The sequence below is a fragment of the Enterobacter sp. CPE_E863 genome (assembly GCF_046521465.1).
GTDB classification, from domain to species: Bacteria; Pseudomonadota; Gammaproteobacteria; order Enterobacterales; family Enterobacteriaceae; genus Enterobacter; species Enterobacter adelaidei.
The window spans coordinates 3,950,840-3,976,226 of the sequence record NZ_JBKFZX010000001.1; the positions used below are offsets into that span (position 1 = coordinate 3,950,840).

22 protein-coding genes, 1 other RNA gene and 2 pseudogenes are annotated in these 25,387 nt (G+C 52.9%); 10 read left to right on the top strand and 15 right to left on the bottom strand.

The features are described 5' to 3' along the window. Window positions 1-215: 215 nt before the first annotated feature. From ACLHV8_RS19420 to ACLHV8_RS19455, 8 genes are all read right to left on the bottom strand, one after another. Window positions 216-626 (bottom strand): Spy/CpxP family protein refolding chaperone, encoded by a 411-nt coding sequence (locus ACLHV8_RS19420; protein ID WP_049007632.1) that lies wholly within the window; start codon window positions 624-626, stop codon window positions 216-218. A gap of 152 nt (window positions 627-778) precedes the next feature. After that, window positions 779-3,073: a formate C-acetyltransferase gene (pflB, locus tag ACLHV8_RS19425; RefSeq protein WP_208594159.1), complete on the bottom strand. Its 2,295-nt coding sequence runs from the start codon at window positions 3,071-3,073 to the stop codon at window positions 779-781. 15 nt (window positions 3,074-3,088) lie between these two features. Next, on the bottom strand, window positions 3,089-4,297 hold the full coding sequence (tdcD, locus tag ACLHV8_RS19430; RefSeq protein WP_208594160.1) for a propionate kinase: 1,209 nt from the start codon (window positions 4,295-4,297) through the stop codon (window positions 3,089-3,091). 30 nt (window positions 4,298-4,327) lie between these two features. Next, complete coding sequence (gene tdcC / locus ACLHV8_RS19435; RefSeq protein WP_208594161.1) at window positions 4,328-5,659, bottom strand: threonine/serine transporter TdcC; 1,332 nt, start codon at window positions 5,657-5,659, stop codon at window positions 4,328-4,330. A gap of 9 nt (window positions 5,660-5,668) precedes the next feature. Continuing rightward, on the bottom strand, window positions 5,669-6,658 hold the full coding sequence (tdcB, locus tag ACLHV8_RS19440; RefSeq protein WP_049007656.1) for a bifunctional threonine ammonia-lyase/L-serine ammonia-lyase TdcB: 990 nt from the start codon (window positions 6,656-6,658) through the stop codon (window positions 5,669-5,671). A 116-nt stretch (window positions 6,659-6,774) separates the two neighbouring features. Continuing rightward, window positions 6,775-7,695, bottom strand: a complete 921-nt coding sequence (gene tdcA, locus ACLHV8_RS19445) for a transcriptional regulator TdcA (protein WP_208594162.1) — start codon at window positions 7,693-7,695, stop codon at window positions 6,775-6,777. Between the two features lie 794 nt (window positions 7,696-8,489). After that, window positions 8,490-8,906 (bottom strand): hypothetical protein, encoded by a 417-nt coding sequence (locus tag ACLHV8_RS19450; protein ID WP_241697873.1) that lies wholly within the window; start codon window positions 8,904-8,906, stop codon window positions 8,490-8,492. A 103-nt stretch (window positions 8,907-9,009) separates the two neighbouring features. Continuing rightward, window positions 9,010-9,414 (bottom strand): hypothetical protein, encoded by a 405-nt coding sequence (locus ACLHV8_RS19455; RefSeq protein WP_410377013.1) that lies wholly within the window; start codon window positions 9,412-9,414, stop codon window positions 9,010-9,012. Between the two features lie 173 nt (window positions 9,415-9,587). On the opposite strand from ACLHV8_RS19455, the gene ACLHV8_RS19460 reads away from it, so the two are divergent. Further along, window positions 9,588-10,708, top strand: a protein-coding gene (locus tag ACLHV8_RS19460) for an IS3-like element ISSen4 family transposase (RefSeq protein ID WP_121528277.1) whose coding sequence is annotated in 2 segments (ribosomal slippage) — window positions 9,588-9,846 and window positions 9,846-10,708 — 1,122 coding nt in all. Because the reading frame shifts where the segments join, the coding sequence is not laid out codon by codon here. A 16-nt stretch (window positions 10,709-10,724) separates the two neighbouring features. On the opposite strand, the pseudogene ACLHV8_RS19465 reads toward ACLHV8_RS19460, so the two are convergent. From ACLHV8_RS19465 to garL, 6 genes and pseudogenes are all read right to left on the bottom strand, one after another. Next, window positions 10,725-11,354 (bottom strand): annotated as a pseudogene (locus tag ACLHV8_RS19465) (PAAR domain-containing protein); the annotation flags it as partial. Continuing rightward, window positions 11,354-11,827, bottom strand: coding sequence for a PAAR domain-containing protein (locus tag ACLHV8_RS19470; protein WP_208594165.1), 474 nt, complete (start codon window positions 11,825-11,827; stop codon window positions 11,354-11,356). The pseudogene ACLHV8_RS19465 and the gene ACLHV8_RS19470, both read right to left, overlap by 1 nt. A 249-nt stretch (window positions 11,828-12,076) precedes the next feature. After that, a pseudogene (locus ACLHV8_RS19475) lies at window positions 12,077-12,415 on the bottom strand (integrase core domain-containing protein); the annotation flags it as partial. A gap of 526 nt (window positions 12,416-12,941) precedes the next feature. Beyond that, an RNA gene (rnpB, locus tag ACLHV8_RS19480) (RNase P RNA component class A) lies at window positions 12,942-13,318 on the bottom strand. Window positions 13,319-13,377: 59 nt separating this feature from the next. Continuing rightward, entirely contained in the window at window positions 13,378-14,268 is an 891-nt protein-coding gene (gene garR, locus ACLHV8_RS19485) for a 2-hydroxy-3-oxopropionate reductase (RefSeq protein ID WP_208594166.1), read from the bottom strand. Between the two features lie 21 nt (window positions 14,269-14,289). Further along, window positions 14,290-15,060: a 2-dehydro-3-deoxyglucarate aldolase gene (gene garL, locus ACLHV8_RS19490; RefSeq protein ID WP_128348175.1), complete on the bottom strand. Its 771-nt coding sequence runs from the start codon at window positions 15,058-15,060 to the stop codon at window positions 14,290-14,292. A 336-nt stretch (window positions 15,061-15,396) separates the two neighbouring features. On the opposite strand from garL, the gene garD reads away from it, so the two are divergent. Continuing rightward, a complete protein-coding gene (gene garD, locus ACLHV8_RS19495; RefSeq protein ID WP_208594167.1) occupies window positions 15,397-16,968 on the top strand; it encodes a galactarate dehydratase in 1,572 nt (523 codons plus the stop codon). 39 nt (window positions 16,969-17,007) lie between these two features. Here garD and ACLHV8_RS19500 read toward each other — a convergent pair whose 3' ends face one another. Next, window positions 17,008-17,817 (bottom strand): DeoR family transcriptional regulator, encoded by an 810-nt coding sequence (locus tag ACLHV8_RS19500; RefSeq protein WP_208594168.1) that lies wholly within the window; start codon window positions 17,815-17,817, stop codon window positions 17,008-17,010. Between the two features lie 239 nt (window positions 17,818-18,056). Between ACLHV8_RS19500 and kbaZ the strand changes: the two genes are divergently transcribed. The 8 genes from kbaZ (at window position 18,057) to kbaY (ending at window position 25,373) form a co-directional block, all read left to right on the top strand. Beyond that, complete coding sequence (kbaZ, locus tag ACLHV8_RS19505) at window positions 18,057-19,364, top strand: tagatose-bisphosphate aldolase subunit KbaZ (protein ID WP_208594169.1); 1,308 nt, start codon at window positions 18,057-18,059, stop codon at window positions 19,362-19,364. Window positions 19,365-19,383: 19 nt separating this feature from the next. Then, window positions 19,384-19,857 carry a PTS N-acetylgalactosamine transporter subunit IIB gene (agaV, locus tag ACLHV8_RS19510; RefSeq protein WP_028017073.1) on the top strand — a complete coding sequence of 158 codons (474 nt, stop codon included), beginning with the start codon at window positions 19,384-19,386 and terminating at the stop codon, window positions 19,855-19,857. A 10-nt stretch (window positions 19,858-19,867) separates the two neighbouring features. Continuing rightward, entirely contained in the window at window positions 19,868-20,647 is a 780-nt protein-coding gene (agaW, locus tag ACLHV8_RS19515; RefSeq protein ID WP_129324176.1) for a PTS N-acetylgalactosamine transporter subunit IIC, read from the top strand. Beyond that, on the top strand, window positions 20,637-21,515 hold the full coding sequence (gene agaE / locus ACLHV8_RS19520; RefSeq protein WP_028017071.1) for a PTS N-acetylgalactosamine transporter subunit IID: 879 nt from the start codon (window positions 20,637-20,639) through the stop codon (window positions 21,513-21,515). The genes agaW and agaE overlap by 11 nt, the downstream gene beginning before the upstream one ends. A gap of 16 nt (window positions 21,516-21,531) precedes the next feature. Beyond that, entirely contained in the window at window positions 21,532-21,966 is a 435-nt protein-coding gene (gene agaF, locus ACLHV8_RS19525) for a PTS galactosamine/N-acetylgalactosamine transporter subunit IIA (RefSeq protein WP_208594170.1), read from the top strand. Next, the gene (gene nagA / locus ACLHV8_RS19530) at window positions 21,963-23,096 is read left to right on the top strand and encodes an N-acetylglucosamine-6-phosphate deacetylase (RefSeq protein ID WP_410377014.1); all 1,134 of its coding nucleotides are present in this window, start codon (window positions 21,963-21,965) and stop codon (window positions 23,094-23,096) included. Before agaF ends, nagA begins: the two co-directional genes overlap by 4 nt. Window positions 23,097-23,342: 246 nt before the next feature. Continuing rightward, complete coding sequence (locus ACLHV8_RS19535) at window positions 23,343-24,488, top strand: SIS domain-containing protein (RefSeq protein WP_134708508.1); 1,146 nt, start codon at window positions 23,343-23,345, stop codon at window positions 24,486-24,488. Between the two features lie 12 nt (window positions 24,489-24,500). After that, window positions 24,501-25,373 carry a tagatose-bisphosphate aldolase subunit KbaY gene (gene kbaY, locus ACLHV8_RS19540; RefSeq protein WP_028017067.1) on the top strand — a complete coding sequence of 291 codons (873 nt, stop codon included), beginning with the start codon at window positions 24,501-24,503 and terminating at the stop codon, window positions 25,371-25,373. The last annotated feature ends 14 nt before the right edge of the window (window positions 25,374-25,387 follow it).

The following is a 25,387-nucleotide window of genomic DNA, read 5'->3' on the forward strand; positions in this document are numbered from 1 at the left end:
TCCGATCGCCAGCGATTGCGATTCAGACAGCTGCAGGTGTGTGTTATTGGTGTGGAAAGATCATATCTGGAGAGAGGGAGAAAAAAGTCACAAGTTTTATGAGGATTTACTGAGTCGAAAGGAAAATTTACTCCTCAATTACGAGAAAGGTCATTAATTTTCTAAAAGTGATGGTGATCAAGAAATAAAAACCCGCGCCAGGCGCGGGTACGAAATCAGTTTGCCAGCGCATTCGCCATATCGGTTCTAATCTGCTTACGCTGTTCCGGCGTCAGAACCTGGCTGACATCGAAGTAATATTTCACGCGGTAGTAACGGGTCTGCTCTTCAATTTTGCTGAAGGCAGCAAGCTGACTTTTCACCGTGTTTTCATCCCATTTTCCTGCCTGGAACATATCAATTAGCGCCCGATCCTTTACGCCGGTCATTGGGATCTTGCTGACATTTTGTTCCAGCTGATTATGCAGACCTTCAATCTTCTTAACCTGCTCATTGCTGAGCTTAAGGTGTTGTACCAGTGGATCCTGTGACGGTGACGGAGCGGCTTCCACGTTAGCGGCCTGCGCCGTAAAACTGCATGCTGCCAGCGATACTGCAACCAAAGCAATACGGGTCATTTTCATCATCTTACTGTCCTTACATTCTGTTATAGGGAAAAGCAGGAGCATTGTTTTTCAAGAGCGGATGAATATGTGTGAATAATTATATAAACAATTTTGTATGTTTAGCGGGCAAAAAAATGCCCCCTGTCAGGAAGGGGGCATGAAGGCTCATTTCGTCAGATTGACTGAGTGAACGTTCGCGAAATCACATCCTGCTGCTGCTCACGCGTCAGCGCATTAAAGCGCACCGCATACCCTGAAACGCGAATCGTCAGGTTTGGGTAATTCTCCGGATGCGCAATGGCATCCAGGAGCATTTCCCGGTTCATGACGTTGACGTTCAGATGCTGTCCGCCTTCGATAGCCGCTTCGTGGTGGAAGTAGCCGTCCAGTAGCCCCACCAGGTTGGTTTTGCGCACCAGTTCGTCCTTACCCAGCGCCTGCGGCACAATCGAGAAGGTATAGGAGATGCCGTCTTTCGCATAGGTGAACGGTAGCTTGGCAACCGACGTCAGCGAAGCCACCGCCCCTTTTCTGTCGCGGCCGTGCATCGGGTTCGCGCCTGGGGCAAACGGCGTGCCGCCGCGGCGTCCGTCCGGCGTGTTCCCGGTCTTCTGGCCGTACACCACGTTAGAGGTGATGGTGAGAATCGACTGGGTCGGTACTGCATTTCGGTAGGTTGGCAGCGCCTGAATTTTTTTCATAAAGCGCTCGACCAGATCGCAGGCAATACTGTCCACGCGGTCGTCATTGTTGCCGTACTGCGGGTAATCACCTTCAATCACGAAATCAACCGCCAGACCGGTATGGTCACGCACCGGTTTCACCGCGGCATATTTAATGGCCGACAGGGAGTCCGCCGCTACCGACAGGCCGGCAATGCCGCAGGCCATGGTGCGGTATACGTCCCGGTCGTGTAGCGCCATCAGCGAGGCTTCGTAGCTGTACTTATCATGCATGTAGTGAATGAGATTCAGCGCGCTGATGTACTGCACCGCCAGCCAGTCCATAAAGTGATCGAGGCTCGCCATCACGGTATCGTAATCCAACACTTCATCCAGCAACGGCTCGGTTTTCGGGCCCACCTGGATCTTCAGTTTCTCATCCATCCCGCCGTTGATTGCGTACAGCAGCGTTTTCGCCAGGTTGGCGCGGGCGCCAAAGAACTGCATCTGCTTGCCGATCACCATCGGACTGACGCAGCAGGCTATCGCGTAGTCGTCACTGTTGAAGTCGGCCCGCATCAGGTCGTCGTTCTCATACTGCAGCGACGAGGTGACGATCGACACCTGCGCGGCATATTTCTTGAACGCAATCGGCAGTTTTTCAGACCAGAGGATCGTCAGGTTTGGCTCCGGCGCTGGTCCCATGGTGTGCAGGGTGTGTAAATAGCGGAAGCTGTTTTTGGTCACCAGCGTGCGCCCATCCAGCCCCATGCCGCCGATCACTTCCGTCGCCCAGATCGGATCGCCGGAGAAGAGCGTATCGAACTCCGGCGTACGCAGGAAACGCACCATGCGGATCTTCATAATGAAGTGGTCGATCAACTCCTGTGCCTGGACCTCATTCAGACGCCCGGCCCGCATGTCACGTTCAATATAAATATCGAGGAACGAGGCCGTACGCCCCAGCGACATCGCCCCGCCATTTTGAGATTTCACCGCCGCCAAGTAGGCAAAGTAAACCCACTGCACAGCTTCCTGGGCATTCATCGCCGGACGAGAAATATCAAAGCCATAGTTCGCCGCCATCTGCTGGATCTGCAGCAGCGCACGCTTGTGTTCCGCCAGCTCTTCGCGCAGGCGGATCGTCGCCTCCAGATCTTCGCCGCGCTCCAGCCTACCCTGCAGATCCGCAAACTGAAGTTCGCGCTCGCGCACCAGATAAGCGATCCCGTACAACGCCACGCGGCGGTAATCGCCGATGATGCGTCCGCGCCCGTAGCCGTCCGGCAAACCGGTCAACACGCCGGATTTACGGCAGCGCATCATCTCCGGCGAATAGACGTCAAACACGCCCTGGTTATGGGTTTTACGCAGGTCGGTAAACAGGTATTCAAACTGCGGATCCATTTCGCGGCCATAGGCTTCGAACGAGCTGCGGATCATGTTGATCCCGCCATACGGATGCAGGGCGCGCTTGAGCGGTTTGTCAGTCTGCAGGCCGACAATGGTCTCCAGATCCTGGTCGATATATCCAGGCCCATGCGCGGTAATCGTGGTGGCGATGTTAGTATCAAAATCCACCGGGGCATGGGTGGCATTCTCCTGGCGAATGCCGACCATTACCTTCTGCCAGAGCGCCGTCGTTGCAGGCGTCGCCTGCGCGAGGAAAGCTTCATCGCCTTCATAAGGGGTGTAGTTATGCTGAATAAAATCGCGGACGTTGACGGCGTTTTTCCATTCTTCACCGCGAAACCCGGCCCATGCGTCGCTGTAGGGCGCGACGCCTGTATCAATCGTTACTTTCATTTGATTCTCGCTTTATCAGGCGTAAGCCGCAGCCGGAGTCACCTGCCCAAGACGAAGGGCATCCAGCGCGATCATTTTTTCTTCATTGGTAGGGATCACCGCGCAGACCACGCGGGACGAATCGGTGCTAATGACGCGCTCACCCGCACTGCCCGGCAGGGCGTTTTTAGCCTCGTCGAGGGTGATACCAAAGACCTTGAGATGGTCAGCCACCAGCGCACGGATGAGCCTGGAGTTCTCGCCAATACCGCCGGTGAACACTACGCCATCCAGACGATGCAGCGATGCCGCATGACCCGCGATATGCCGCGCGATGCGGTGCACAAAAGTGTGTATTGCCAGTTGCGCCCGTTCATTGCCCTCGTGCCAGGCTTTTTCCAGCGCCCGCAGATCTGAGGAAATCCCGGAGATCCCCAGCAGGCCGGACTCTTTGTTTACCACCCGCTCCAGATCCTCGAATGACTGACCCGTTTGCTGGGCAATCCACGCCATTGCGCCAAAATCCACATCGCCACAGCGCGTGCCCATCACCAGCCCTTCCAGCGGCGTCATCCCCATCGAGGTATCGACGCTTTCACCGTTGCGCACCGCGCAGATAGACGCCCCGTTGCCGAGATGGGCGATCACCAGGCCGCTGTCATCGGGGGACAGCCCGAGAAGCGTATGTGCCTGCCCGGACACATAGCGATGAGAAGTACCGTGGAAGCCGTAGCGACGCACGCCAAGCTCTTCAAAATAGCGATACGGCAACCCGTACAGCCAGGCATGCGGTGGCAGCGTCTGATGGAAGCTGGTATCGAACACTGCAACCTGCTGTATACCCGGGAACAGGCGCTCAGCGGCTTCTACACCGCTAAGATTGGCGTAGTTATGCAGTGGTGCCAGGGGGGAAACCTGACGGATCTGTTCAATCACCTTCTCCGTAATCAGGGTCGACTCGCTGAAGAGGTCGCCGCCATGAGCAATGCGATGGCCAATCAAGGCCACGCTGCTCATCAGGTCACGTTTCTCCAGCTCCAGGGCGATGGCAGCCAACGCCCCTTCGTAGTCATGGTGAGCCAGCCTGACTGGCTCACCCCCATTCACGGAAATAAAGGCTTTTTCAGTGTTGATGCCGTCTGCAATTCCCGTCATCAGGGCATCACAGCTGCTGGCATCGAGCACCGAAAACTTAACAGAGGACGAACCGCAGTTAATAACCAGTACAACCGGAAACTCAATCATGGTGTTACTCCGCTCTTCCTGAGCAATGACTTAGAACAGTTTGTAAACGATATTCAGAATGGTCAGCAGGCCCACAACCGTGACAAAGATGTTCTCGGGTTTGCCTTTATATTTCGCCATAGCCGGCGCTTTGCGGATGGCGTACATCGGCAGCAGGCACAGCAGAGAAGCGATGATTGGCGCACCCATGGCTTCGATAAGGTCGAGAATGTTCGGGTTGGCGTACGCGACAATCCAGGTGGAGCCCATGATGAACACCATGCTGATGGTGTTCAGCTTGCCTACGGAGACTTTCTTCTTATCGCCTTTGTAGCCGAACTTGAGGATCAGGCCATTCAGCCCTTCCAGCGTGCCCAGGTAGTGGCCGAAGAAAGATTTGAAGATAGCGACCAGCGCAATGATGGAGGCGCCGTATTCCAGTACCGTCGCAAACGTCGATTTGGTGCCCGACATGGAGGCGAAGTGGTTCGCCAGGTATGAAAGCACCGGAATGTTCTGCGCTTTGGCGTCCGCCATGTTCTGCGGAGAAAGCGTAAACAGGCAGCTAAAGGCGAAGAACATCACCACGGCCACCATCAGCATGCTGGCGCGACCGATGATTTTGGAACATTTCTGCTCGGTGAACTCTTTACCGAACTCCGGTTCGTACTCTTCGCGTTTGGAAACCACGAATGAGGAGACAATCGGCGAGAAGTTAAAGGAGAAGACCATGATGGAGATCCCCAGCCACACCGTGACCAGAATGCCGTCATGCCCGGTGAAAGCAATATCGCTCAGGTTGACCTGGTCGATAACCGCTGAGTTCCAGTAAGGGATCAGCGACAGGGAGATCAGCACCAGGCTGGCGATAAACGGAAACACCAGGAAGCTCATGACCTTCACCATCAGGTCTTTACCGAACCAGATAACAAAGGCCATCAACAGCAGCAGGAACAGCGCCACCACGCCGCGGTTCAGCGCAGGCAGCTGGAGCTGGTTTTCCCAGAAAGTCATGAAGGTGTTAGTAATGGTGACGCCGTAAATCCACAGCAGCGGGCAAATGGCGAAGAAGTAGAGGAAAGTGATGACCACCCCGCCCGTCTTACCAAAGTGCTCTTCCACCGTTTCGGTGATGTTGCCGGAGACGTTGCTGCCGGACAGGCAGAGACGCGCCAGCGCGCGGTGGCAGTAAAACGCAATCGGGAATGCAAGAAGCAGCATCAGCAGGATGGGGATCAACCCGCCAAATCCTGCGCGGATAGGGAAGAACAGCACGCCTGCGCCAATAGCGGTACCAAACAGGCCCAGGGTCCAGGTGGTATCAGACTTACGCCAGGAGGACGTTTTTGTCTGACCAACGATAATGCTTTCTGTGTTGCTCATAGGTCACCTTTATGCGTCAACGAAGCCGGTAATTTGGGAAACACGGGAGAGGTCAATATTGCCGCCGGAAATAATGCAGACGGTTTTGCGGCCCTGAATATAGTGGTCAAGCTTGCCGCTTAATAATGCCGCGCAGGCCAGCGCGCCAGCGCCTTCCGTCACCACTTTATTTCGCTGAATAAGGGCAATCATGCTGTTACGAATATCATCTTCGCTGACCAGCACAATGTCATCGACCAGTTCACGAACGATTTCTAAGGTTAATTTACCGGGACGCGAAACGTCGCAACCGTCGGCTAATGTGCCGGTAACACGATGGTTGGTTATTTCTCCGGCCTGCCAGGAGGCCGCCATCCCGTGAACGTTTTCAGACTGTACGCCGATAATATTAATGGTCGGGTTGATGGATTTAATCGCGGTGGCAATCCCGGCAATTAATCCGCCGCCGCCGATAGGGACAATCACGTTATCGACGTCGTACAAATCTTCGAGGATTTCCAGACCGATAGTGCCCTGGCCGGCGATCACTTTCGGATCGTCATAAGGTGGAATAAAAATACGCCCCTCCATCTCAACGATTTCGCTCACTTTGGCGATGGTGTCGTTGAAATTATCACCGTGCAGCACGACTTCCGCCGAGTAGTCGCGCGTCGCGGCCACTTTGGATTTCGGCGCGCCCATTGGCATTACAACTTTGCCGTCGATGCCGAGCATGGCGCAGGAAAGAGATACCCCCTGCGCATGGTTTCCCGCGGAGCAGGCAACAACTCCTTTGCGTTTTTCAGCGTCAGTCAATGAGCTTAATTTGTTAAACGCGCCGCGGATCTTAAACGAACCGGTACGCTGCATGTTCTCAAACTTCAGGAATATTTCGCCCTTACAACGTTCACTGAGATAATTCGAACGCGGCATGCCAGTTTTATATATTTTACCTGCCAGCCGTTTTCTGGCGTCCTGAATATCTTCAATAGTTACCGGGAGATCGTAGGTAATATGCATAATATCCTCGTTATAATAATTCATTCTTTTCGGGCAAAGTCAGGGTATCAGAGCATCAATAAAATATACTCTGGGTGTTTTAAAACAGATTTAATGCTTATCGGATTTTTATTACATCATCGTCGTCTTTCACTGGTGAGTGATGCATATTGTTTTGCCAGCTCCACTAATACTGACGCTGATTTTTTAATTCTGTAATTTTTCGACCACACGGCGGCATAACGCGCCACGGGTAATTCATCTTCCACTGGCAGGACAATAAACTGATCGGAACCGAACGGTGCAATCATGTCGCGGGGAATGACCGTCAAATAATCGGCATTCAGCACAAGGTTATAAATGGTGACAACGGAATCGGTCTGGACGATGTTTTCAATGCTGATGTGATTGTCTTGCAGGGTGGTCAGGAGTTCTTTGTAGTAGCCCATATCGGTTTGCGGCATCACCCACTGCTCATGTGTGAGCGATGCCAGTGTTGTCGAACCGGTGCACGTTCGTGTTTTACTGGCGACGAGTACAAACTCGGACTCAAACAGCGGTTCAACATGCAGATCCTGCAGAAGCATTTCATCGCTCAGCGTTCCGATGGCGAAATCCAGTCGACCGTCGCGAATGGCCGGGAGGAAGGATGACAGCTGCGCTTCATACATTGAGACACGCGCTTTCGGGAACACTTCCTTGAATTTTTTGATCATTTCGGAAAGGAAGGTAAAGCCGATCAGAGACGGATAGCCAAAGGAGACATCCATAACGGTGCTGAAACTCAGGCTGTTGATCTCGCTCACCATGTTTTTCATCTCACGCGTGATCGACTCTGAGTATGAGAGCAGAACCTGGCCTGCGGCAGTCAGTTTTACGCCGGTGTTTTTACGCACCATCACTTCAACACCGAAGTAGGACTCGATATCGCTGATGATTTTGCTGACCGCGGGTTGTGTCAGACCCAGTTGTCTTGCCGCAGAACCTATGGAGCCACTTTTAATGACTTCCTGAAATACCACGAGGTGCTGTGTTTTCGGTAGAATAATAGTGCTCATAATATTCTGCGCTTATTTCCCTATGACGGGGTGGATTCTACTCAATATTGTTTAAAGGGGTATGTGCTGTTACTCACAATTTGCTTTTCAGGACCGCTAGCCCTCCGTGCAAAACACCACAAAATAACCTAATTATCAATAAGTTAACACAAATAAAATACGTCGATACGCTGATATTGATCAACAAAAATAGCGGTAATAAATTTATTTTATGGCGATAACCCTGATAAATTTCTTTGGTCTAAAAAAATCAATAAAGGCTATCTTTCAGGCAATTAAAGGGCAATTAATAACCATTATTTGATTACAACATTTTTTCAATTTATCAAATTTTTCAGGGCTGAATTTTCGGGTTACTGAAAAAGAGTGGAATGCATCACATATTCACGGGGTAAATGTATTTGATTTCTAAATACGCATATCAAATCAGAAAACATTAGAGATCATAATGACAATATTCATAACAAACCCATAACACTGAGAATTCAGCATTTCTTAGCGTGAAATTTTGTGATTTCGATCCTCTACCGAGCCAGGATTGAGTTATTAACCAATAAAATAGTGAAATGTGCTTAGCGTCGCAATTTTGAGAATTGATGTCATTTGTAAACATGAGCAGGGTGGTACTGAAAGCAAAAACCCCGCCGAAGCGGGGTTTTAAAAGAAGTTGAAGCTGACCGATAAGGCGGCTTCGTTCAACCATACGTCAGGCATCTACAGCGCTGGGGTTGTCGTGTGCCGCAGACTGTATCGCTGTTTGTGTTACAGTGCAAATTCATCGAATGAAGCACTTTTCACACCCAGCCATGCCTAATTGCTAACATTTGCAACACACCAATGATAAAAAACAACAGACTGACAACCGCCAAGTATATCTCCACGTAGAACGGGCCAATAAGCCGTTTTGGTAGCCCACGTATAAAGTCCTTGTCATCGTTTTTGGTCAGGATTGAGCTTTTATTCCACAACAGCGGCATGTATATAAAACTCACTTTTGTGCTGTATGCTACTTTGACATAAAGCGTGTTGACGTTCTCGAACAGCAATACAGCATCGGGCAGACTACCGTATTTTTCTTTGTACAGGATGCAGATCTCTTTAAATCTATCCCTGTTCAGAACTGAGGCTATGATACTGGCTATACCGAAGCCGAAAGCAAGTGCTCCGATGATTACTGTTGCCTTGGCACTAAGTAGATCATTAATGGTCATTGCTTATAACCTCATATAGAGATTCACCAACGAAGCCACCGAACGCAGATGTGGCTTTATCGCTCCCATATGCAATAGTAAAGCCCTACAATGGACGCGCCTTTCACACCCAACCGCGTTTTATCGCCAGCATCAAAATCCCAGCAATGACAAAAAAAACTATACTAATCAGACCAAGAATTGCCTCTACATAAAATGGTCTGATAATCCGTTTCGGTAGTCCCCGGATGAAATCTTTATCATCATTTTTGGTCAGTATTGAGCTTTTATTCCATAATAGCGGCATGATTATGAACTGTGTTTTTATGCCGTATGCGCCCTTGAAGTAAAGCGAGTTAACGTTTTCGAACAGTAATACGGCATCGGGAAGACTGCCAAACTTCTCTTTGTATAGCTGGCAGACCTCCTTAAATCTCTTCCTGTTCAGCAGTGAGGCTATAACGCTGGCTATCAAGAATGATAAGCCTATAAGCATAATTATTATAAAAATCATTTTTATATCAATCATTGCTGGTTGCCTCATAAAGACCAAGTTTTTCCCCAATGAACTCGCCAGTAGCCCCGGACAATTGGCTTAGAGCTTTATCAGTTCCGTATGCTATCCCTCCACTGACCTGCTCCCCGTTGATTAGTACACCCCGATGTTAGTAATGTCTTCATAAGCCACATGAGGACATCCCCATGAAGAAGCGTTTTTCCGACGAACAGATCATCAGTATTCTCCGCGAAGCCGAAGCTGGGGTACCCGCCCGTGAACTCTGCCGCAAGCATGCCATTTCCGATGCCACGTTTTACACCTGGCGTAAGAAGTATGGCGGTATGGCGGTGCCTGAAGTTAAGCGCCTGAAGTCGCTTGAGGAAGAGAACGCCAGACTCAAGAAGCTGCTTGCCGAAGCCATGCTGGATAAAGAGGCGCTTCAGGTGGCTCTTGGGCGAAAGTACTGACGACAGACCAGAAGCGGGAAGCCGTGATGTTGATGTGTGATGCGACCGGTCTGTCGCAACGTCGTGCCTGCAGGCTTACAGGTTTATCCCTGTCGACCTGCCGCTATGAGGCTCACCGTCCGGCTGCTGATGCGCATTTATCAGGGCGCATCACTGAGCTGGCACTGGAGCGCAGGCGTTTTGGCTACCGTCGTATTTGGCAGTTGCTGCGCCGTGAAGGGCTTCATGTTAATCATAAGCGCGTGTACCGGCTTTATCACCTCAGTGGCCTGGGCGTAAAACGCAGAAGACGTCGTAAAGGGCTGGCAACAGAACGTCTGCCGCTGCTCCGTCCGGCGGCGCCCAATCTGACCTGGTCGATGGATTTCGTCATGGACGCACTTTCCACCGGTCGCAGGATCAAGTGTCTTACCTGCGTCGATGATTTCACAAAGGAATGCCTGACGGTCACTGTTGCCTTTGGGATTTCAGGCGTTCAGGTCACGCGTATTCTGGACAGCATTGCACTGTTTCGAGGCTATCCGGCGACGATAAGAACTGACCAGGGGCCGGAGTTCACTTGCCGTGCACTGGATCAATGGGCCTTTGAGCATGGTGTTGAGTTGCGCTTAATCCAGCCGGGCAAGCCAACGCAGAACGGATTTATTGAGAGCTTTAACGGACGATTTCGCGATGAATGTTTGAATGAGCACTGGTTCAGCGATATCGTTCATGCCAGGAAAATTATTAATGACTGGCGGCAGGATTATAACGAATGCCGCCCGCACTCCACGCTGAATTATCAGACACCGTCTGAATTTGCAGCGGGCTGGAGAAAGGGTCATTCTGAGAATGAAGATTCCGACGTTACTAACTGAGTGTTGTATCTAATCGTGGGGGCAGGTCAGCATCAACTCGCGCTTTCGCGGCCTGCATGTGGGCAATTTGCTCGCTGTCCTGCTTATCAGGGTCAACCACCAGCATAATAGAACCGGCTTTGTATCTTTCATCCGGGCCGTTAAGTGTAGCGAATAGTTCCTTTACCCCTGCTGGCGGGTTCTCAGTGAATAGCAGTCGCTGCCAGGCTTCTGTCGTACCACCGTAAGGGATAATGGTAAAACCAGCGTCGATGCCTGTTTTCTTTTTCGCTACTTGGGCGTGCTGATCTGGTTCTGACTCAATCGGGCCAGGCAGAACAGGAAACTCTACCTTGTGAAAATTGTCTTTGGCTGTTGTTGACTGGCTCTCAAGTTCATAATCATCATCCCAGTTTGAATTGAGGAATTTAGATTTACAGGGACACGAACTATAACTATGCAGTGTTCCGGCAATCCTTTTACCATGTATGTCATCATCAAGCCCACCGCAGATACGGTAAAGCCCAGGATGTTTACCACAAGTAACTTTATGCCCTTCGCAGGACATATCTCTGTCAAAGTGCTGGTGGTCGGTCCATCCTTCAGTGATAACGCCACCACATCGTGTCTTATCGCCTCTGAATAAATAGTATCCCTTAACCCCCATCAGTGCTTACTCCCTGGCATGGTCAAGAATCCATCCGGAAATTCGCGGCCTTCACGAAAAACCAGTTTGCTGCATGATTGTGGGGTAGAGATTATTTCGTCTCCGTTATCGAGCATACTCCCAACGAGTGCAGCGGATGCGCCCTGCATGATTCGGGCCTTGCCAGCACCGGAAATAATCGTGGCCTCGCTGCCATCAGCATATACAACCTTGTCACCTACCCGAGCAACTTGTAACCCTCCGGTAGTCGCACCGCCTGAAGCATGGCGAATGACTCCACCGAGACGGGTCAGACTCCCAACGACTGCAAACCGGAAAATGTGGGCTAACGGGCGGCTTAAATGCTGTTTATTAATTTCCTCAAGTTCTTTCCGGGCTTTGTCATCGCAGAGTGACAAAAGCTCTTCGTCGTAAGGCGGTTTTGATTGGACTTCACGAATTTCAGGTGTGATCTCGTTGGTGTACTGCTTCATAAGTCCCTCTACTTGCTATAGAAATAATCACAGAGGTCATTTTACAAACAATAACCACAGGCGCAACAAGTATTCGACTTAAGTGAAATCCCGTTTCGTAACATCTGATAAGTGCGTTGCACAACCAGTTTTAGCTTTCTTCCAAATCTCTGTTATCTGACTGGGCTAGAACTGCGAAGGTTTAATCGACTTCGGTGAGCCAATGAGTGATCTCTTTATCTCTTAACGCCGCCAAGGTGACCCTGACCCCGAATATGGACTACACTCGTTATAATCCTGCCGCCAGTCGTTAATGATTTTCCTGGCGTGAACGATATCGCTGAACCAGTGCTCATTCAGACATTCATCGCGAAATTGTCCGTTAAAGCTCTCAATAAATCCGTTCTGTGTTGGTTTGCCCGGCTGGATTAAGCGTAACTCAACATCATGCTCAAAGGCCCATTGTTCCAGTGCGCGGCAAGTGAACTCCGGCCCCTGATCCGTTCTTATCGTCGCCGAATAGCCTCGAAACAGTGCAATACTGTCCAGAATACGTGTGACTCGAACGCCTGAAATCCCGAATGCGGTGATAATTGTCAGACACTCCTTCAAACTGGCTACCAAGTTGTTCGATAACTGAATCCATTGACAACGGACCAGTGTCTTGTTTGAAAGTAAAATCAAGCAATTGCCCAAAATCTATCGCATTCCATTTTTCATCAGTCAGAGATCCTGACTTTCATAAAGTACTACGCACTTTTGAGGGAATCTTTTTGCTGCGGCGTAAAAAGCTGCCTGAATGCTTAGTAAATAGTCATCAATGTCTTTTTGTTCTAATTTCTTCATTTTTTGCACTATGTCCAATAGTCGGGCTGGCTCCATCTTGGACGATTTTACAAAAGAAATGAACATAGAGAGACGGGAAGATATAAACCTTGCTCTGCTGGCTGAATCGCAGCCCAGAGACACGCGAAAAAAACCGCCTGAAGGTAGTCGGAAATGAAGGCAGTAGCGGTTGCCACGCTTTAGAGTATTCGGGATGGAACAGCCGTTGGTGTGTCTCTTTTGTATCACAGTCTGTGTCACAGTTTTTCCTTAGAAAGCCTGAGACACACCAACGTATTGTTTTAGAAGAAGTTGAAGCTGACCGATAAGCCGGGTTCTGTCGTGGACAGTCATTCATCTAGGCCAGCAATCGCTCACTGGCTCAAGCAGCCTACCCGGGTTCAGTACGGGCCGTACCATGTGAACCCCTATTTGGCCTTGCTCCGGGTGGAGTTTACCGTGCCACGGACTGTTACCAGCCGCGCGGTGCGCTCTTACCGCACCCTTTCACCCTTACCTGATCCCGCTTGCGCGGGCCATCGGCGGTTTGCTCTCTGTTGCACTGGTCGTGGGTTTCCCCCCCAGGCGTTACCTGGCACCCTGCCCTATGGAGCCCGGACTTTCCTCCCCTCCGCCCGTCTCCCCCGAAGGGGACGACGACGAAGCGGCGACTGTCTGGTCAGCTTCGGCGCGCAGTATAGAGGGTTTGCGCGCCGCTGTCACCCTCAGGTGTGGGCAAGATGTTATTAACGGGCGACTTCTACCTTCGCCAGTTTTTCGTAGTAGCACGCAATGGCACTGTGGTCGGCCGTCCCCATGCCATCGGCACGCAGGGCCTGCATCATTTCCATCACGGCGGCGGTCAGCGGCAGTTGCGCCCCAACACCGTGAGACGTATCCAGCGCGTTTGCCAGATCTTTAATATGCAGGTCGATGCGGAAACCAGGTTTGAAGTTACGATCCATCACCATCGGTGCTTTGGCATCTAGCACGGTACTCCCCGCCAGACCGCCACGGATTGCCTGGTAGACCAGGTCCGGGTTGACGCCCGCTTTAGTTGCCAGCGTCAGCGCTTCGGACATCGCAGCGATATTCAGCGCCACAATCACCTGATTCGCCAGCTTGGTCACGTTACCCGCCCCGATGTTACCGGTGTGCACCACAGAGCCAGCCATCGCTTTCATCAGATCGTAGTATTTATCGAAGATCGCTTTATCGCCGCCGACCATCACCGACAGCGTGCCGTCGATCGCTTTCGGTTCACCGCCGCTGACCGGTGCATCCAGCATATCGACGCCTTTCGCTTTCAACGCCTCGCTGATTTCACGGCTTGCGAGGGGGGCAATAGAGCTCATATCAATCAGTACAAGACCTGGCTTCGCACCGTCGATAATGCCATTCTCACCCAGAGCGACCTCTTTTACATGTGGAGAGTTTGGCAGCATGGTGATGATGACATCGCACTGCTCAGCAATGGCTCTGGCTGTGGCGGCCGTTTCGGCACCCGCAGCAATGACCTCAGCCACAGCTTGCGGATTATGGTCTGAAACCACCAGTGAGTAACCCGCTTTGATGAGGTTCTTACTCATTGGCTTACCCATGATCCCCAGGCCAATAAAACCGACTTTCAGCGTCATAATCTGTTTCCTCAATGATGGTTATTTTTTAAAAGCGTCCGCTAATTTCTGCGTGGCTGATCGGAATACGCCGAGGTCACTGCCGACAGCCACAAAGGTGGCGCCCCATTCCAGATAACGACGAGCGTCAGCTTCAACCGGTGCCAGAATGCCGCACGGTTTGCCATGGGCTTTGGCGCGGGCAAAGATGTGTTGAATGGCATGCTGAACGTCCGGGTGACCCGCATTACCCAGGTGTCCCAACGCCGCAGCCAGGTCACTCGGACCAACAAAGATGCCGTCGACGCCGTGTGTGGCAGCAATGGCGTCGACGTTATCAACACCCTGCTGGCTCTCAATCTGTACCAGGATGCTGATGTTGTTATTGGACTGCGCGAAGTAGTCCGGCACGGTGCCAAACATATTGGCGCGATGCGAAACGGATACACCGCGGATCCCTTCCGGGGGATAGCGCGTTGAGGCCACGGCCCGCGCCGCCTCTTCTTCCGTTTCCACAAACGGGATCAGGAAGTTGTAGAAACCGATATCCAGCAGACGTTTGATGATCACCGGTTCGTTGGTTGGCACACGCACCACCGGCGCGCTCTGGCTACCTTTGAGTGCCATCAACTGCGGAATAAAAGTATTGATATCGTTCGGCGCATGCTCACCGTCCAGTACCAGCCAGTCGAAACCGGCCAGGCCCAGCACTTCGGTGCTGATGGGATTTGCCAGCGCGGACCAGCAACCAATCTGGATCTGATGCGCCGCGAGGGACGCTTTAAACTTATTTGGGAAAATATCGTTATTCATCGCGTTTACCTTTTAAATTCCGCAGCCTTATTCCGTATATTTATTGCCAGCGTTATATTTATTTTCTGACTTAATTCCGGCGTTATAAAATCGTCATTCAGTATAATCCGCACATCACCGCGACACATTGTTTTAATGCTCAAGTATTGTTATCCGTTTTGATAATATTTTGAGCATTTGCACGAATCACTGCGCGCTGATGCACAGAATCAGGCATTACGGGTTCTGTGGCGATCGAGATCACATTCTCGTTCCTTATCTCCTGACATGCTTTATTTCTGCCATAAGAAAATTGGCTGCATTTATTATCAGACTCTTGCTGGAGAATACTGAACAATGGCCGATATTGAAATTCGACAAGCGTCGCCGAGGGCGTTTTATATAAAAGTCCACGATACCGATAATGTGGCGATTATTGTCAACGACAATGGCTTAAAAGCGGGAACCCGTTTCCCGGACGGGCTGGAGTTGATTAAGCATATTCCGCAGGGACATAAAGTCGCGCTTGTGGATATCCCCGCTCACGGTGAAATTGTGCGTTACGGAGAGGTGATTGGTTACGCCGTTCGCGCCATTCCTCAGGGTAGCTGGATTGAAGAGTCGCTGGTCGCGTTGCCAAAAGCACCGCCCCTGAACACACTCCCGCTGGCAACCCGCGTGCCTGAACCACTCCCTCCACTGGAAGGCTATACCTTCGACGGTTATCGCAATGCCGACGGTAGCGTCGGTACCAAAAATCTGCTCGGCATTACCACCAGCGTGCACTGTGTGGCAGGCGTGGTGGATTATGTGGTGAAAATTATTGAACGCGACCTGCTGCCGAAATACCCGAACGTGGATGGCGTGGTCGGCCTGAATCACCTTTATGGCTGCGGTGTGGCCATCAATGCACCGGCGGCCGTTGTGCCTGTCCGTACCATTCACAATATCGCCCTGAACCCGAACTTCGGCGGCGAGGTGATGGTCATTGGCCTCGGCTGTGAAAAGCTTCAACCTGAACGCCTGCTGCAGGGGACTGAGGACGTGAAAGCTATCCCGGTCAGCGATGCCAGTATCGTGCGTTTGCAGGACGAGCACCACGTCGGTTTTAGATCGATGGTCGACGATATTGTTCAGGTGGCAGAACGCCATCTCGATAAGCTGAACAAACGCCAGCGTGAAACCTGCCCGGCCTCGGAGCTGGTGGTAGGAACGCAGTGCGGCGGCAGCGATGCGTTCTCCGGCGTGACCGCCAACCCGGCGGTAGGCTACGCGTCCGATCTGTTTGTTCGCTGTGGTGCCACGGTGATGTTCTCCGAAGTGACTGAAGTGCGTGACGCTATCCATCTGCTTACCCCTCGCGCTATCAATGAAGAGGTAGGTAAGCGTCTGCTTGAGGAGATGGCCTGGTACGATAACTATCTCGATATGGGCAAAACCGACCGTAGCGCCAACCCCTCTCCGGGGAACAAAAAAGGCGGCCTGGCGAACGTGGTGGAAAAAGCCCTCGGCTCAATTGCGAAATCCGGCCAGAGCGCCATTGTTGAAGTCCTTTCGCCGGGCCAGCGTCCAACCCGACGCGGCCTGATTTACGCGGCAACCCCGGCCAGCGATTTTGTTTGCGGCACGCAACAAGTCGCGTCAGGTATTACAGTGCAGGTCTTTACCACCGGACGCGGCACGCCGTACGGCCTGATGGCGGTTCCGGTGATCAAGATGGCAACCCGCACGGAGCTTGCAAACCGCTGGTATGACTTAATGGATATCAACGCGGGCACTATCGCCACCGGGGAAGAGAGCATTGAAGAGGTGGGCTGGAAACTGTTCCACTTTATTCTGGATGTGGCGAGCGGTCGCAAGAAAACCTTCTCTGACCAATGGGGATTACATAATCAGCTGGCGGTGTTTAACCCGGCGCCCGTGACCTGATTAACATCGACCCTCTCCCCCATCGGGAGAGGGTCACAATTATTCCTTAACCAACACCACGTCTATCCCAATCTTGCGTAACCCTTCCAGACTTTCAGCCGGAATACCTTCGTCGACAATAATCATATCAATGCGTTGGGTATCAATGATTTTATGCAGGCTTGAGCGGTTAAACTTGCTGGAGTCAGTCACGACGATAATGCGCTCTGCCACTTCGCACATTTTGCGATTCAGACGGGCTTCATCTTCGTTATGCGTGCTTACGCCGCGATCGAGATCGATGGCGTCGACGCCCAGGAACAGCATGTCAAAATGGTAATTCTGTAATGATTGCTCCGCCTGGTCGCCATAGAAAGATTGCGACTGACGGCGTAAATGCCCACCGGTCATCAGCAATTCCACCCCTTCTGCTTCCAGCAACGCGTTCGCGACATTCATGCCGTTGGTCATAGCAATCACGTCCGTATGCTGGCGCAGCATACGGGCGATTTCAAACGTCGTGGTACCGGAATCCAGAATGATACGGTGTCCTGGCTTCACCAGCCCAGCGGCCGCCTGCGCGATACTGCGCTTAACGGCCGTATTCAGCGAACTTTTATCTTCCACTGAGGGTTCAACGCCTTGTGCATGACCTTCACAAATCAGTGCACCGCCGTAAGCACGTACGGCAATGCCCTGCTTCTCAAGGAAGGCCAGGTCGTTGCGGATCGTCACCGTCGAAACACCATATAAATGAGAAAGATCGTTAACCTGCACGCTTCCCTGCGCCCGCAACCGCTGAATAATTTGCTCTCGCCTTTCACTGGTGCCGGTGATGCGCTTTTCTGCGGATGAATCGGTGCTGCTCATGCGAGCTCCTTAATCAATAAACTTTCGTTTCATTTCGTTTTGCCTATTAAGGCCTTTCTTTTACGGGAATGCAAGCCCCGTCTGACGACCAGGGGCAAGCTCACCCGGCGCTGAAACCTTTCATTGTGTTTCTTTTGTGAAACAGATCGGAAAACCATTATCTTTCGTTTTATTTTTATACCACCATGATGCAGGATTAAATGAAACAAAACGAAAGATGACTACCATCACCATCCGAAATGGAGAGGAAAGTGAAACATCTGACAGAAATGGTGGAACAACATAAACGGGGGAATTCAAACGGGATTTATGCCGTCTGTTCCGCACATCCACTGGTACTTGAAGCTGCAATTCGTTACGCCCACTCGCATCAGACGCCGATATTAATTGAGGCCACCTCCAACCAGGTGGATCAGTTTGGTGGCTATACCGGCATGACGCCCGCTGATTTTTACGGGTTTGTTTGTCAGCTTGCGGAATCCCTTAATTTCCCGACTTCACTGTTGATCCTCGGCGGGGATCATCTGGGGCCCAACCGCTGGCAAAATCTACCTGCGGAACAGGCGATGGCAAATGCCGACGATCTGATCAAAAGCTATGTTGCTGCCGGGTTCAAAAAGATCCACCTCGACTGCAGTATGTCATGCGAAGACGATCCCGTTCCCCTGACCGACGCGATCGTCGCCGGGCGCGCCGCGCGTCTGGCGAAAATTGCCGAAGAGACCTGTCGTGAACAGTTTGGCGTGTCTGACCTGGTCTACGTCATCGGCACTGAAGTGCCTGTTCCCGGTGGGGCGCATGAAACCCTGAATGAACTCGCCGTCACAACACCGGAAGCGGCACGCGCCACGCTGGAAGCACACCGTCACGCTTTCGAGAAAGAAGGTTTAAACGCTATCTGGCCGCGCATTGTTGGCCTGGTCGTTCAGCCTGGCGTTGAGTTTGACCATGCCCATGTGTGTGACTACCAACCGCACAAGGCCGTCGCGCTGAGCAAAATGGTGAAAGCGTACGACACGCTGGTGTTTGAAGCGCACTCCACCGATTACCAGAGGCCGCAAGCACTTCGCCAGCTGGTAAAAGATCACTTCGCGATCCTGAAAGTCGGCCCAGCTTTGACCTTCGCTCTGCGAGAAGCGTTGTTTTCACTGGCCGCCATTGAAGAAGAACTGCTGCCTGCCAAAGCCAGTTCTGGCCTGCGTCACGTACTGGAAAACGTGATGCTCGATCGCCCGGAATACTGGCAAAGCCATTACCACGGTGACGGCAATGCACGACGCCTGGCGCGCGGCTATAGCTACTCTGACCGCGTCCGCTATTACTGGCCAGACAGCCAGATTGACGATGCCTTTGAGCGACTGGTACGCAATCTGGCTGACGAGCCCATTCCTCTGCCGCTGATCAGCCAGTACCTGCCGTTGCAGTACAGCAAAGTTCGCGAGGGCGCTCTCAAGTCAACGCCACGGGAGCTCATCCTCGACCACATTCAGGACATACTTCAGCAGTACCACGCCGCCTGCGAAGGCGTAACGACTCAACACGCATAATTAAAAAGAGGAAAACGCTATGCCAAACATTGTCTTATGCCGCATCGACGAACGGTTAATCCACGGTCAGGTGGGTGTGCAGTGGGTGGGGTTTGCGGGGGCAAACCTGGTGCTGGTCGCTAACGATGAGGTCGCTGAGGATCCGGTTCAACAGAACCTGATGGAAATGGTGCTCGCGGAAGGGATCGCCGTGCGCTTCTGGTCGCTGCAAAAAGTGATCGACAACATTCACCGCGCTGCCGACCGCCAGAAAATTCTGCTGGTCTGTAAATCACCCGCTGATTTTCTGACGCTGGTGGAGGGCGGCGTACCTGTCACCCGTATCAATGTAGGCAACATGCACTATGCCAATGGCAAACAACAAATTGCCAAAACGGTCTCTGTCGACGCAAACGATATCACTGCGTTCAACGGTCTGAAATCTGCCGGAGTGGAATGCTTCGTTCAGGGCGTTCCAACAGAAACTGCTTTGGATCTCTTTAAACTGCTCTGAGGGATTCACAATGGAAATCAGTCTGTTGCAGGCACTGGCGTTGGGCGTTCTCGCCTTTATCGCCGGCCTGGATATGTTTAACGGCTTAACACATATGCACCGCCCGGTGGTACTCGGGCCGTTGGTTGGCCTGATTCTGGGCGATCTACACACCGGTATTTTGACCGGCGGGACGTTAGAACTGGTCTGGATGGGACTGGCACCGCTGGCAGGCGCACAGCCACCAAACGTGATTATCGGCACGATTGTAGGCACAGCGTTTGCTATCAGCACGGGCGTGAAGCCGGAAGTTGCCGTTGGCGTCGCCGTCCCGTTTGCCGTTGCGGTACAGATGGGGATCACGTTCCTCTTCTCGGTGATGTCTGGCGTGATGTCGCGCTGCGATCGCATGGCGGCCAATGCGGATACTCACGGTATTGAACGGGTCAACTATCTGGCACTGCTGGCCCTCGGTATCTTCTACTTCCTGTGTGCTTTCCTGCCAATTTACTTCGGTGCAGAACACGCGAAAACCGCCATTGATGTTCTGCCAGCACGGTTGATTGATGGTCTTGGCGTCGCGGGCGGCATCATGCCAGCTATCGGTTTTGCCGTGCTGCTGAAGATCATGATGAAAAACGTCTACATCCCTTACTTCATTATCGGTTTTGTGGCCGCAGCCTGGCTCAAGCTTCCGGTACTGGCGATTGCCGCTGCTGCCCTGGCAATGGCACTTATCGACCTGATGCGTAAAACACCTGAACCGACAGCACCTGCGTCCCGGAAAGAGGAATTCGAAGATGGCATCTAATCAAACAACTTTGCCTGGCGTTTCTGAAAGCGAAGAGACCCTGCTCACTGGCGTGAATGAGAACGTCTACGAAGACCAAAGTATCGGTGCCGAGCTGACGAGAAAGGACATTAACCGCGTAGCCTGGCGTTCCATGCTGCTGCAGGCCTCGTTTAACTACGAACGTATGCAGGCCTCCGGCTGGCTGTATGGCTTACTGCCTGCGCTGAAAAAGATCCACACCAATAAGCGGGATCTGGCGCGTGCCATGAAAGGTCACATGGGCTTCTTCAACACCCATCCGTTCCTGGTGACCTTCGTTATCGGCATCATCCTGGCCATGGAGCGCTCCAAGCAGGATGTGAACAGCATCCAGAGCACCAAAATTGCCGTGGGCGCACCACTCGGCGGCATTGGTGACGCCATGTTCTGGCTAACTTTGCTGCCCATATGCGGTGGGATTGGCGCAAGCCTGGCGTTGCAGGGTTCCATTCTGGGCGCCGTGGTCTTTATCGTGCTGTTTAACGTGGTGCATCTGGGCCTGCGTTTTGGTCTGGCGCATTACGCCTACCGGATGGGCGTCGCAGCGATCCCGCTGATTAAGGCCAATACCAAAAAGGTTGGTCACGCGGCCTCTATTGTCGGGATGACGGTGATTGGCGCGCTGGTGGCAACCTATGTCCGCCTTAATACCACGCTCGAAATCAAGGCCGGTGATGCCGTCGTCAAACTGCAGGCCGACGTTATCGACAAGCTGATGCCTGCCTTCCTGCCACTGGTCTATACCCTGACGATGTTCTGGCTGGTACGCCGTGGCTGGAGCCCACTGCGTCTGATTGGTATCACCGTGGTGCTCGGTGTTGTCGGTAAATTCTGTCACTTCCTGTAAAAGCAAAGAGGTTACGATGTTAGGCATTATTTTGACGGGTCACGGCGGTTTTGCCAGTGGGCTTGAGCAGGCGATGAAGCAGATCCTCGGCGAGCAACCGCAGTTTATCGCCATTGATTTTCCGGAGACCTCCACCACGGCGCGGCTGACCACCCAGCTTGAGCAGGCGGTGAGCGAGCTCAATGCAGAGCAAGATATTGTATTTCTCACCGACCTGCTGGGCGGTACGCCGTTCCGCGTAGCGTCAACGCTCGCTATGCAAAGGCCCGGCAGTGAAGTGATAACGGGCACGAACCTGCAGCTGCTGCTGGAGATGGTGCTGGAGCGCGACGGTTTAAGCAGCGAAGCATTTCGATTGCAGGCGCTGGAGTGCGGACATCGTGGGCTGACAAGCCTGGTAGACGAGCTGGGGCGCTGCCGAGAGGAAGCGCCCGCTGAGGAAGGCATATGAGCCAGCTGTTACGCGCTCGCCGCGTGCTCACCGAACGGGGCTGGCTTGAAGACCACCAGCTACGTATTGAAAGTGGGATCATCACGGCGATTGAGCCAATTCCCGTGGGCATTGCGCCGCGCGATGCTGAGCTACTTTGCCCGGCCTATATTGATACGCACGTTCACGGCGGTGCGGGTGTGGATGTCATGGATGACGCACCCGACATACTGGATACTCTGGCGATACATAAAGCGCGTGAAGGCGTGGGCGCATTTCTGCCCACCACCGTCACCGCGCCGCTGGAGGCCATACACGGCGCACTTATGCGTATCGCCCGGCGCACTCGCTCCGGCGGTCCCGGCGCGCAGGTTCTGGGTAGCTATCTTGAAGGTCCGTACTTTACGCCGCAAAACAAAGGGGCGCACCCGCCGGAGCTTTTTCGGGAGCTGGATATCACTGAGCTGAACGCACTGATTGAGGTTTCGCAAAACACGCTGCGCGTGGTGGCGCTTGCGCCGGAAAAACCTGGCGCATTACAGGCGATTCGCCACCTTAAACAGCACGGTTTACGCGTGATGCTGGGCCATAGCGCCGCCACTTACGATCAAACCCTGTCGGCGTTTAACGCGGGCGCAGATGGGTTGGTCCACTGCTACAACGGTATGACGGGGTTACATCACAGGGAACCCGGCATGGTTGGCGCTGGGCTGACAGACAAACGTGCATGGCTGGAGCTGATTGCCGATGGTCACCATGTCCACCCTGGAGCCATGCGTCTGTGCTTCTGCTGCGCGAAAGACCGCGTGGTGCTGATCACCGATGCAATGCAGGCTGCTGGTATGCCTGACGGGGACTACACCCTGTGCGGTGAAGAGGTCTGCATGCAAAATGGTGTCGTGCGTACCGCCACCGGTGGCCTAGCGGGGAGTACGCTCTCGCTGGATGCCGCCGTCCGCAATATGGTGGAGCACGCAGGCATCACCGCTGAAGACGCGATCCATATGGCCTCGCTGCACCCTGCAAGGCTGCTGGGTATTGATAACCAGCTCGGGTCGTTAGCATCAGGCAAACACGCCACGCTCATCGCGCTGGACGGTGGTTTACACCTCCAGCGGATCTGGATTCAGGGCCAGGCTCTTCCCCTTTAGCCCTTTCATTGTGTCTCCTGTTGGCCTTACGACACGCGATCGTAAGGCCTTTCTTTTCCTTTCCTTCTTCATTGCCTTTTCTTTTGCGATCACACTTTTCGTTTTATTTCTTTTCTTTCATTGAACTTTCGATTTCTTTTCTATAAATTTTATTTAACTGCTCAAGTGAACAAGTGAAACGAAACGAAAGATAGCGACATATTTGCCAGCGTCTGATGTGGAATTCACACGACTAAGGACTGAGTTATGCCACAAATCACTACCGCCACAACTGGCACCTGGACCGAAGAAGAGATCCGTCAGCAACCAGCGAGCTGGATCCGATCGCTCAGCAACATTGATAGCCTGCGTTCGTCTATCGACGGTTTTCTGACTCCGCTGCTGCGCAAATCTGATCTGCGGATCGTCCTGACAGGGGCGGGCACATCTGCCTTTATCGGCGACATTATTGCGCCATGGCTTGCCAGCCACACCGGGAAAAACTTCACCGCCGTACCCACAACTGACCTGGTGACGAACCCAATGGATTACTTCAGCCCTGCGCATCCCTTGCTGCTGATTTCGTTTGCCCGCTCCGGCAACAGCCCGGAAAGCGTGGCGGCTGTAGAACTGGCCAATCAGTTTGTGCCGGAATGCTACCACCTGTCGATCACCTGCAATGAAGCAGGCAGTCTGTACCAGAACGCCGTCAACAGCGATAACGCCTTTGCCCTGCTAATGCCAGCCGAAACGCACGATCGCGGCTTCGCGATGACCAGCAGTATCACCACCATGATGGCAAGCTGTCTGGCGGTTTTCGCCCCGGAGACGATCAACAGCCAGACCTTCCGCGACGTAGCCGATCGCTGCCAGGCGATCCTGACGTCGCTCGGCGATTTCAGCCAGGATGTCTTTGGCAATGCGCCATGGAAGAGGATCGTCTACCTGGGAAGCGGTGGCCTGCAGGGTGCCGCGCGTGAGTCAGCGCTGAAGGTGCTGGAACTGACGGCGGGCAAACTGGCAGCATTCTACGACTCTCCTACCGGTTTCCGTCATGGGCCGAAGTCGCTGGTGGATCATGAAACGCTGGTGGTGGTGTTTGTCTCCAGCCATCCGTATACGCGTCAGTACGATCTCGATCTGCTGGCCGAACTGCGTCGCGATCGCCAGGCCCTGCGCGTGGTGGCTATCGCCGCTGAAACGGATCCGGTTATTGAAGCGGGTCCGCACATCCTGCTACCGCCTTCTCGTTCGTTTATCGATATGGAACAGGCGTTCTGCTTCCTGATGTATGCCCAGGTCTTTGCACTTTCCCAGTCGCTCAGCGTAGGCAACACCCCCGATACACCATCCGCCAGCGGCACGGTCAACCGTGTGGTTCAGGGCGTTGTTATTCATCCGTGGCAGGCTTAAGAGGATCTCATCATGAGCATTATCTCGACTAAATATCTTCTGCAGGACGCCCAGGCAAAAGGCTACGCCGTGCCGGCGTTCAATATCCATAACGCAGAGACGATCCAGGCGATCCTCGAAGTGTGTAGCGAAATGCGATCGCCGGTGATCCTTGCGGGCACGCCCGGGACGTTTAAACACATTGCGCTCGAAGAGATCTACGCCTTGTGCAGCGCTTATTCCGTCACTTATGACATGCCGCTGGCGCTGCATCTCGATCACCACGAATCACTGGACGATATTCGCCGCAAAGTGAATGCCGGTGTACGCAGCGCAATGATCGACGGAAGCCATTATCCATTTGAGCAGAACGTGAAGCTGGTGAAATCCGTGGTCGATTTTTGCCATCTCAACGACTGTAGCGTCGAGGCAGAATTGGGGCGTTTGGGTGGCGTGGAAGATGACATGAGCGTCGACGCCGAAAGCGCATTTCTCACCGACCCACAAGAAGCGAAGCGCTTTGTTGAGCTGACCGGCGTCGATAGCCTTGCAGTGGCCATCGGCACCGCGCACGGCCTCTATACCAAACGACCCAAAATCGACTTCCAGCGACTGGCCGAAATTCGCGAAGTGGTCACCGTACCGCTGGTGCTGCATGGCGCGAGCGATGTACCGGATGAGTATGTTCGCCGCACCATTGAGCTGGGCGTGTGCAAAGTCAACGTGGCAACCGAGCTGAAAATCGCCTTTTCTGACGCCGTCAAAGCCTGGTTTGCCGACAACCCGCAAGGTAACGATCCACGCTTCTATATGCGGGTCGGCATGGATGCCATGAAAGAGGTGGTCAGAAGCAAAATTACCGTTTGTGGCTCGGCAAATCGCTTGCTGCTGCCGGCAGAAGCCTGATTGAAAAGGATCTT

Excerpts from the sequence above, each read along its gene's own strand:
- ACLHV8_RS19420 (WP_049007632.1), bottom strand. The coding sequence starts at position 626 with ATGATGAAAATGACCCGTATTGCTTTGGTTGCAGTATCGCTGGCAGCA.
- pflB (WP_208594159.1), bottom strand. The coding sequence starts at position 3,073 with ATGAAAGTAACGATTGATACAGGCGTCGCGCCCTACAGCGACGCATGG.
- tdcD (WP_208594160.1), bottom strand. The coding sequence starts at position 4,297 with ATGATTGAGTTTCCGGTTGTACTGGTTATTAACTGCGGTTCGTCCTCT.
- tdcC (WP_208594161.1), bottom strand. The coding sequence starts at position 5,659 with ATGAGCAACACAGAAAGCATTATCGTTGGTCAGACAAAAACGTCCTCC.
- tdcB (WP_049007656.1), bottom strand. The coding sequence starts at position 6,658 with ATGCATATTACCTACGATCTCCCGGTAACTATTGAAGATATTCAGGAC.
- tdcA (WP_208594162.1), bottom strand. The coding sequence starts at position 7,695 with ATGAGCACTATTATTCTACCGAAAACACAGCACCTCGTGGTATTTCAG.
- ACLHV8_RS19450 (WP_241697873.1), bottom strand. The coding sequence starts at position 8,906 with ATGACCATTAATGATCTACTTAGTGCCAAGGCAACAGTAATCATCGGA.
- ACLHV8_RS19455 (WP_410377013.1), bottom strand. The coding sequence starts at position 9,414 with ATGATTGATATAAAAATGATTTTTATAATAATTATGCTTATAGGCTTA.
- ACLHV8_RS19470 (WP_208594165.1), bottom strand. The coding sequence starts at position 11,827 with ATGAAGCAGTACACCAACGAGATCACACCTGAAATTCGTGAAGTCCAA.
- garR (WP_208594166.1), bottom strand. The coding sequence starts at position 14,268 with ATGACGCTGAAAGTCGGTTTTATTGGCCTGGGGATCATGGGTAAGCCA.
- garL (WP_128348175.1), bottom strand. The coding sequence starts at position 15,060 with ATGAATAACGATATTTTCCCAAATAAGTTTAAAGCGTCCCTCGCGGCG.
- garD (WP_208594167.1), top strand. The coding sequence starts at position 15,397 with ATGGCCGATATTGAAATTCGACAAGCGTCGCCGAGGGCGTTTTATATA.
- ACLHV8_RS19500 (WP_208594168.1), bottom strand. The coding sequence starts at position 17,817 with ATGAGCAGCACCGATTCATCCGCAGAAAAGCGCATCACCGGCACCAGT.
- kbaZ (WP_208594169.1), top strand. The coding sequence starts at position 18,057 with ATGGAGAGGAAAGTGAAACATCTGACAGAAATGGTGGAACAACATAAA.
- agaV (WP_028017073.1), top strand. The coding sequence starts at position 19,384 with ATGCCAAACATTGTCTTATGCCGCATCGACGAACGGTTAATCCACGGT.
- agaW (WP_129324176.1), top strand. The coding sequence starts at position 19,868 with ATGGAAATCAGTCTGTTGCAGGCACTGGCGTTGGGCGTTCTCGCCTTT.
- agaE (WP_028017071.1), top strand. The coding sequence starts at position 20,637 with ATGGCATCTAATCAAACAACTTTGCCTGGCGTTTCTGAAAGCGAAGAG.
- agaF (WP_208594170.1), top strand. The coding sequence starts at position 21,532 with ATGTTAGGCATTATTTTGACGGGTCACGGCGGTTTTGCCAGTGGGCTT.
- nagA (WP_410377014.1), top strand. The coding sequence starts at position 21,963 with ATGAGCCAGCTGTTACGCGCTCGCCGCGTGCTCACCGAACGGGGCTGG.
- ACLHV8_RS19535 (WP_134708508.1), top strand. The coding sequence starts at position 23,343 with ATGCCACAAATCACTACCGCCACAACTGGCACCTGGACCGAAGAAGAG.
- kbaY (WP_028017067.1), top strand. The coding sequence starts at position 24,501 with ATGAGCATTATCTCGACTAAATATCTTCTGCAGGACGCCCAGGCAAAA.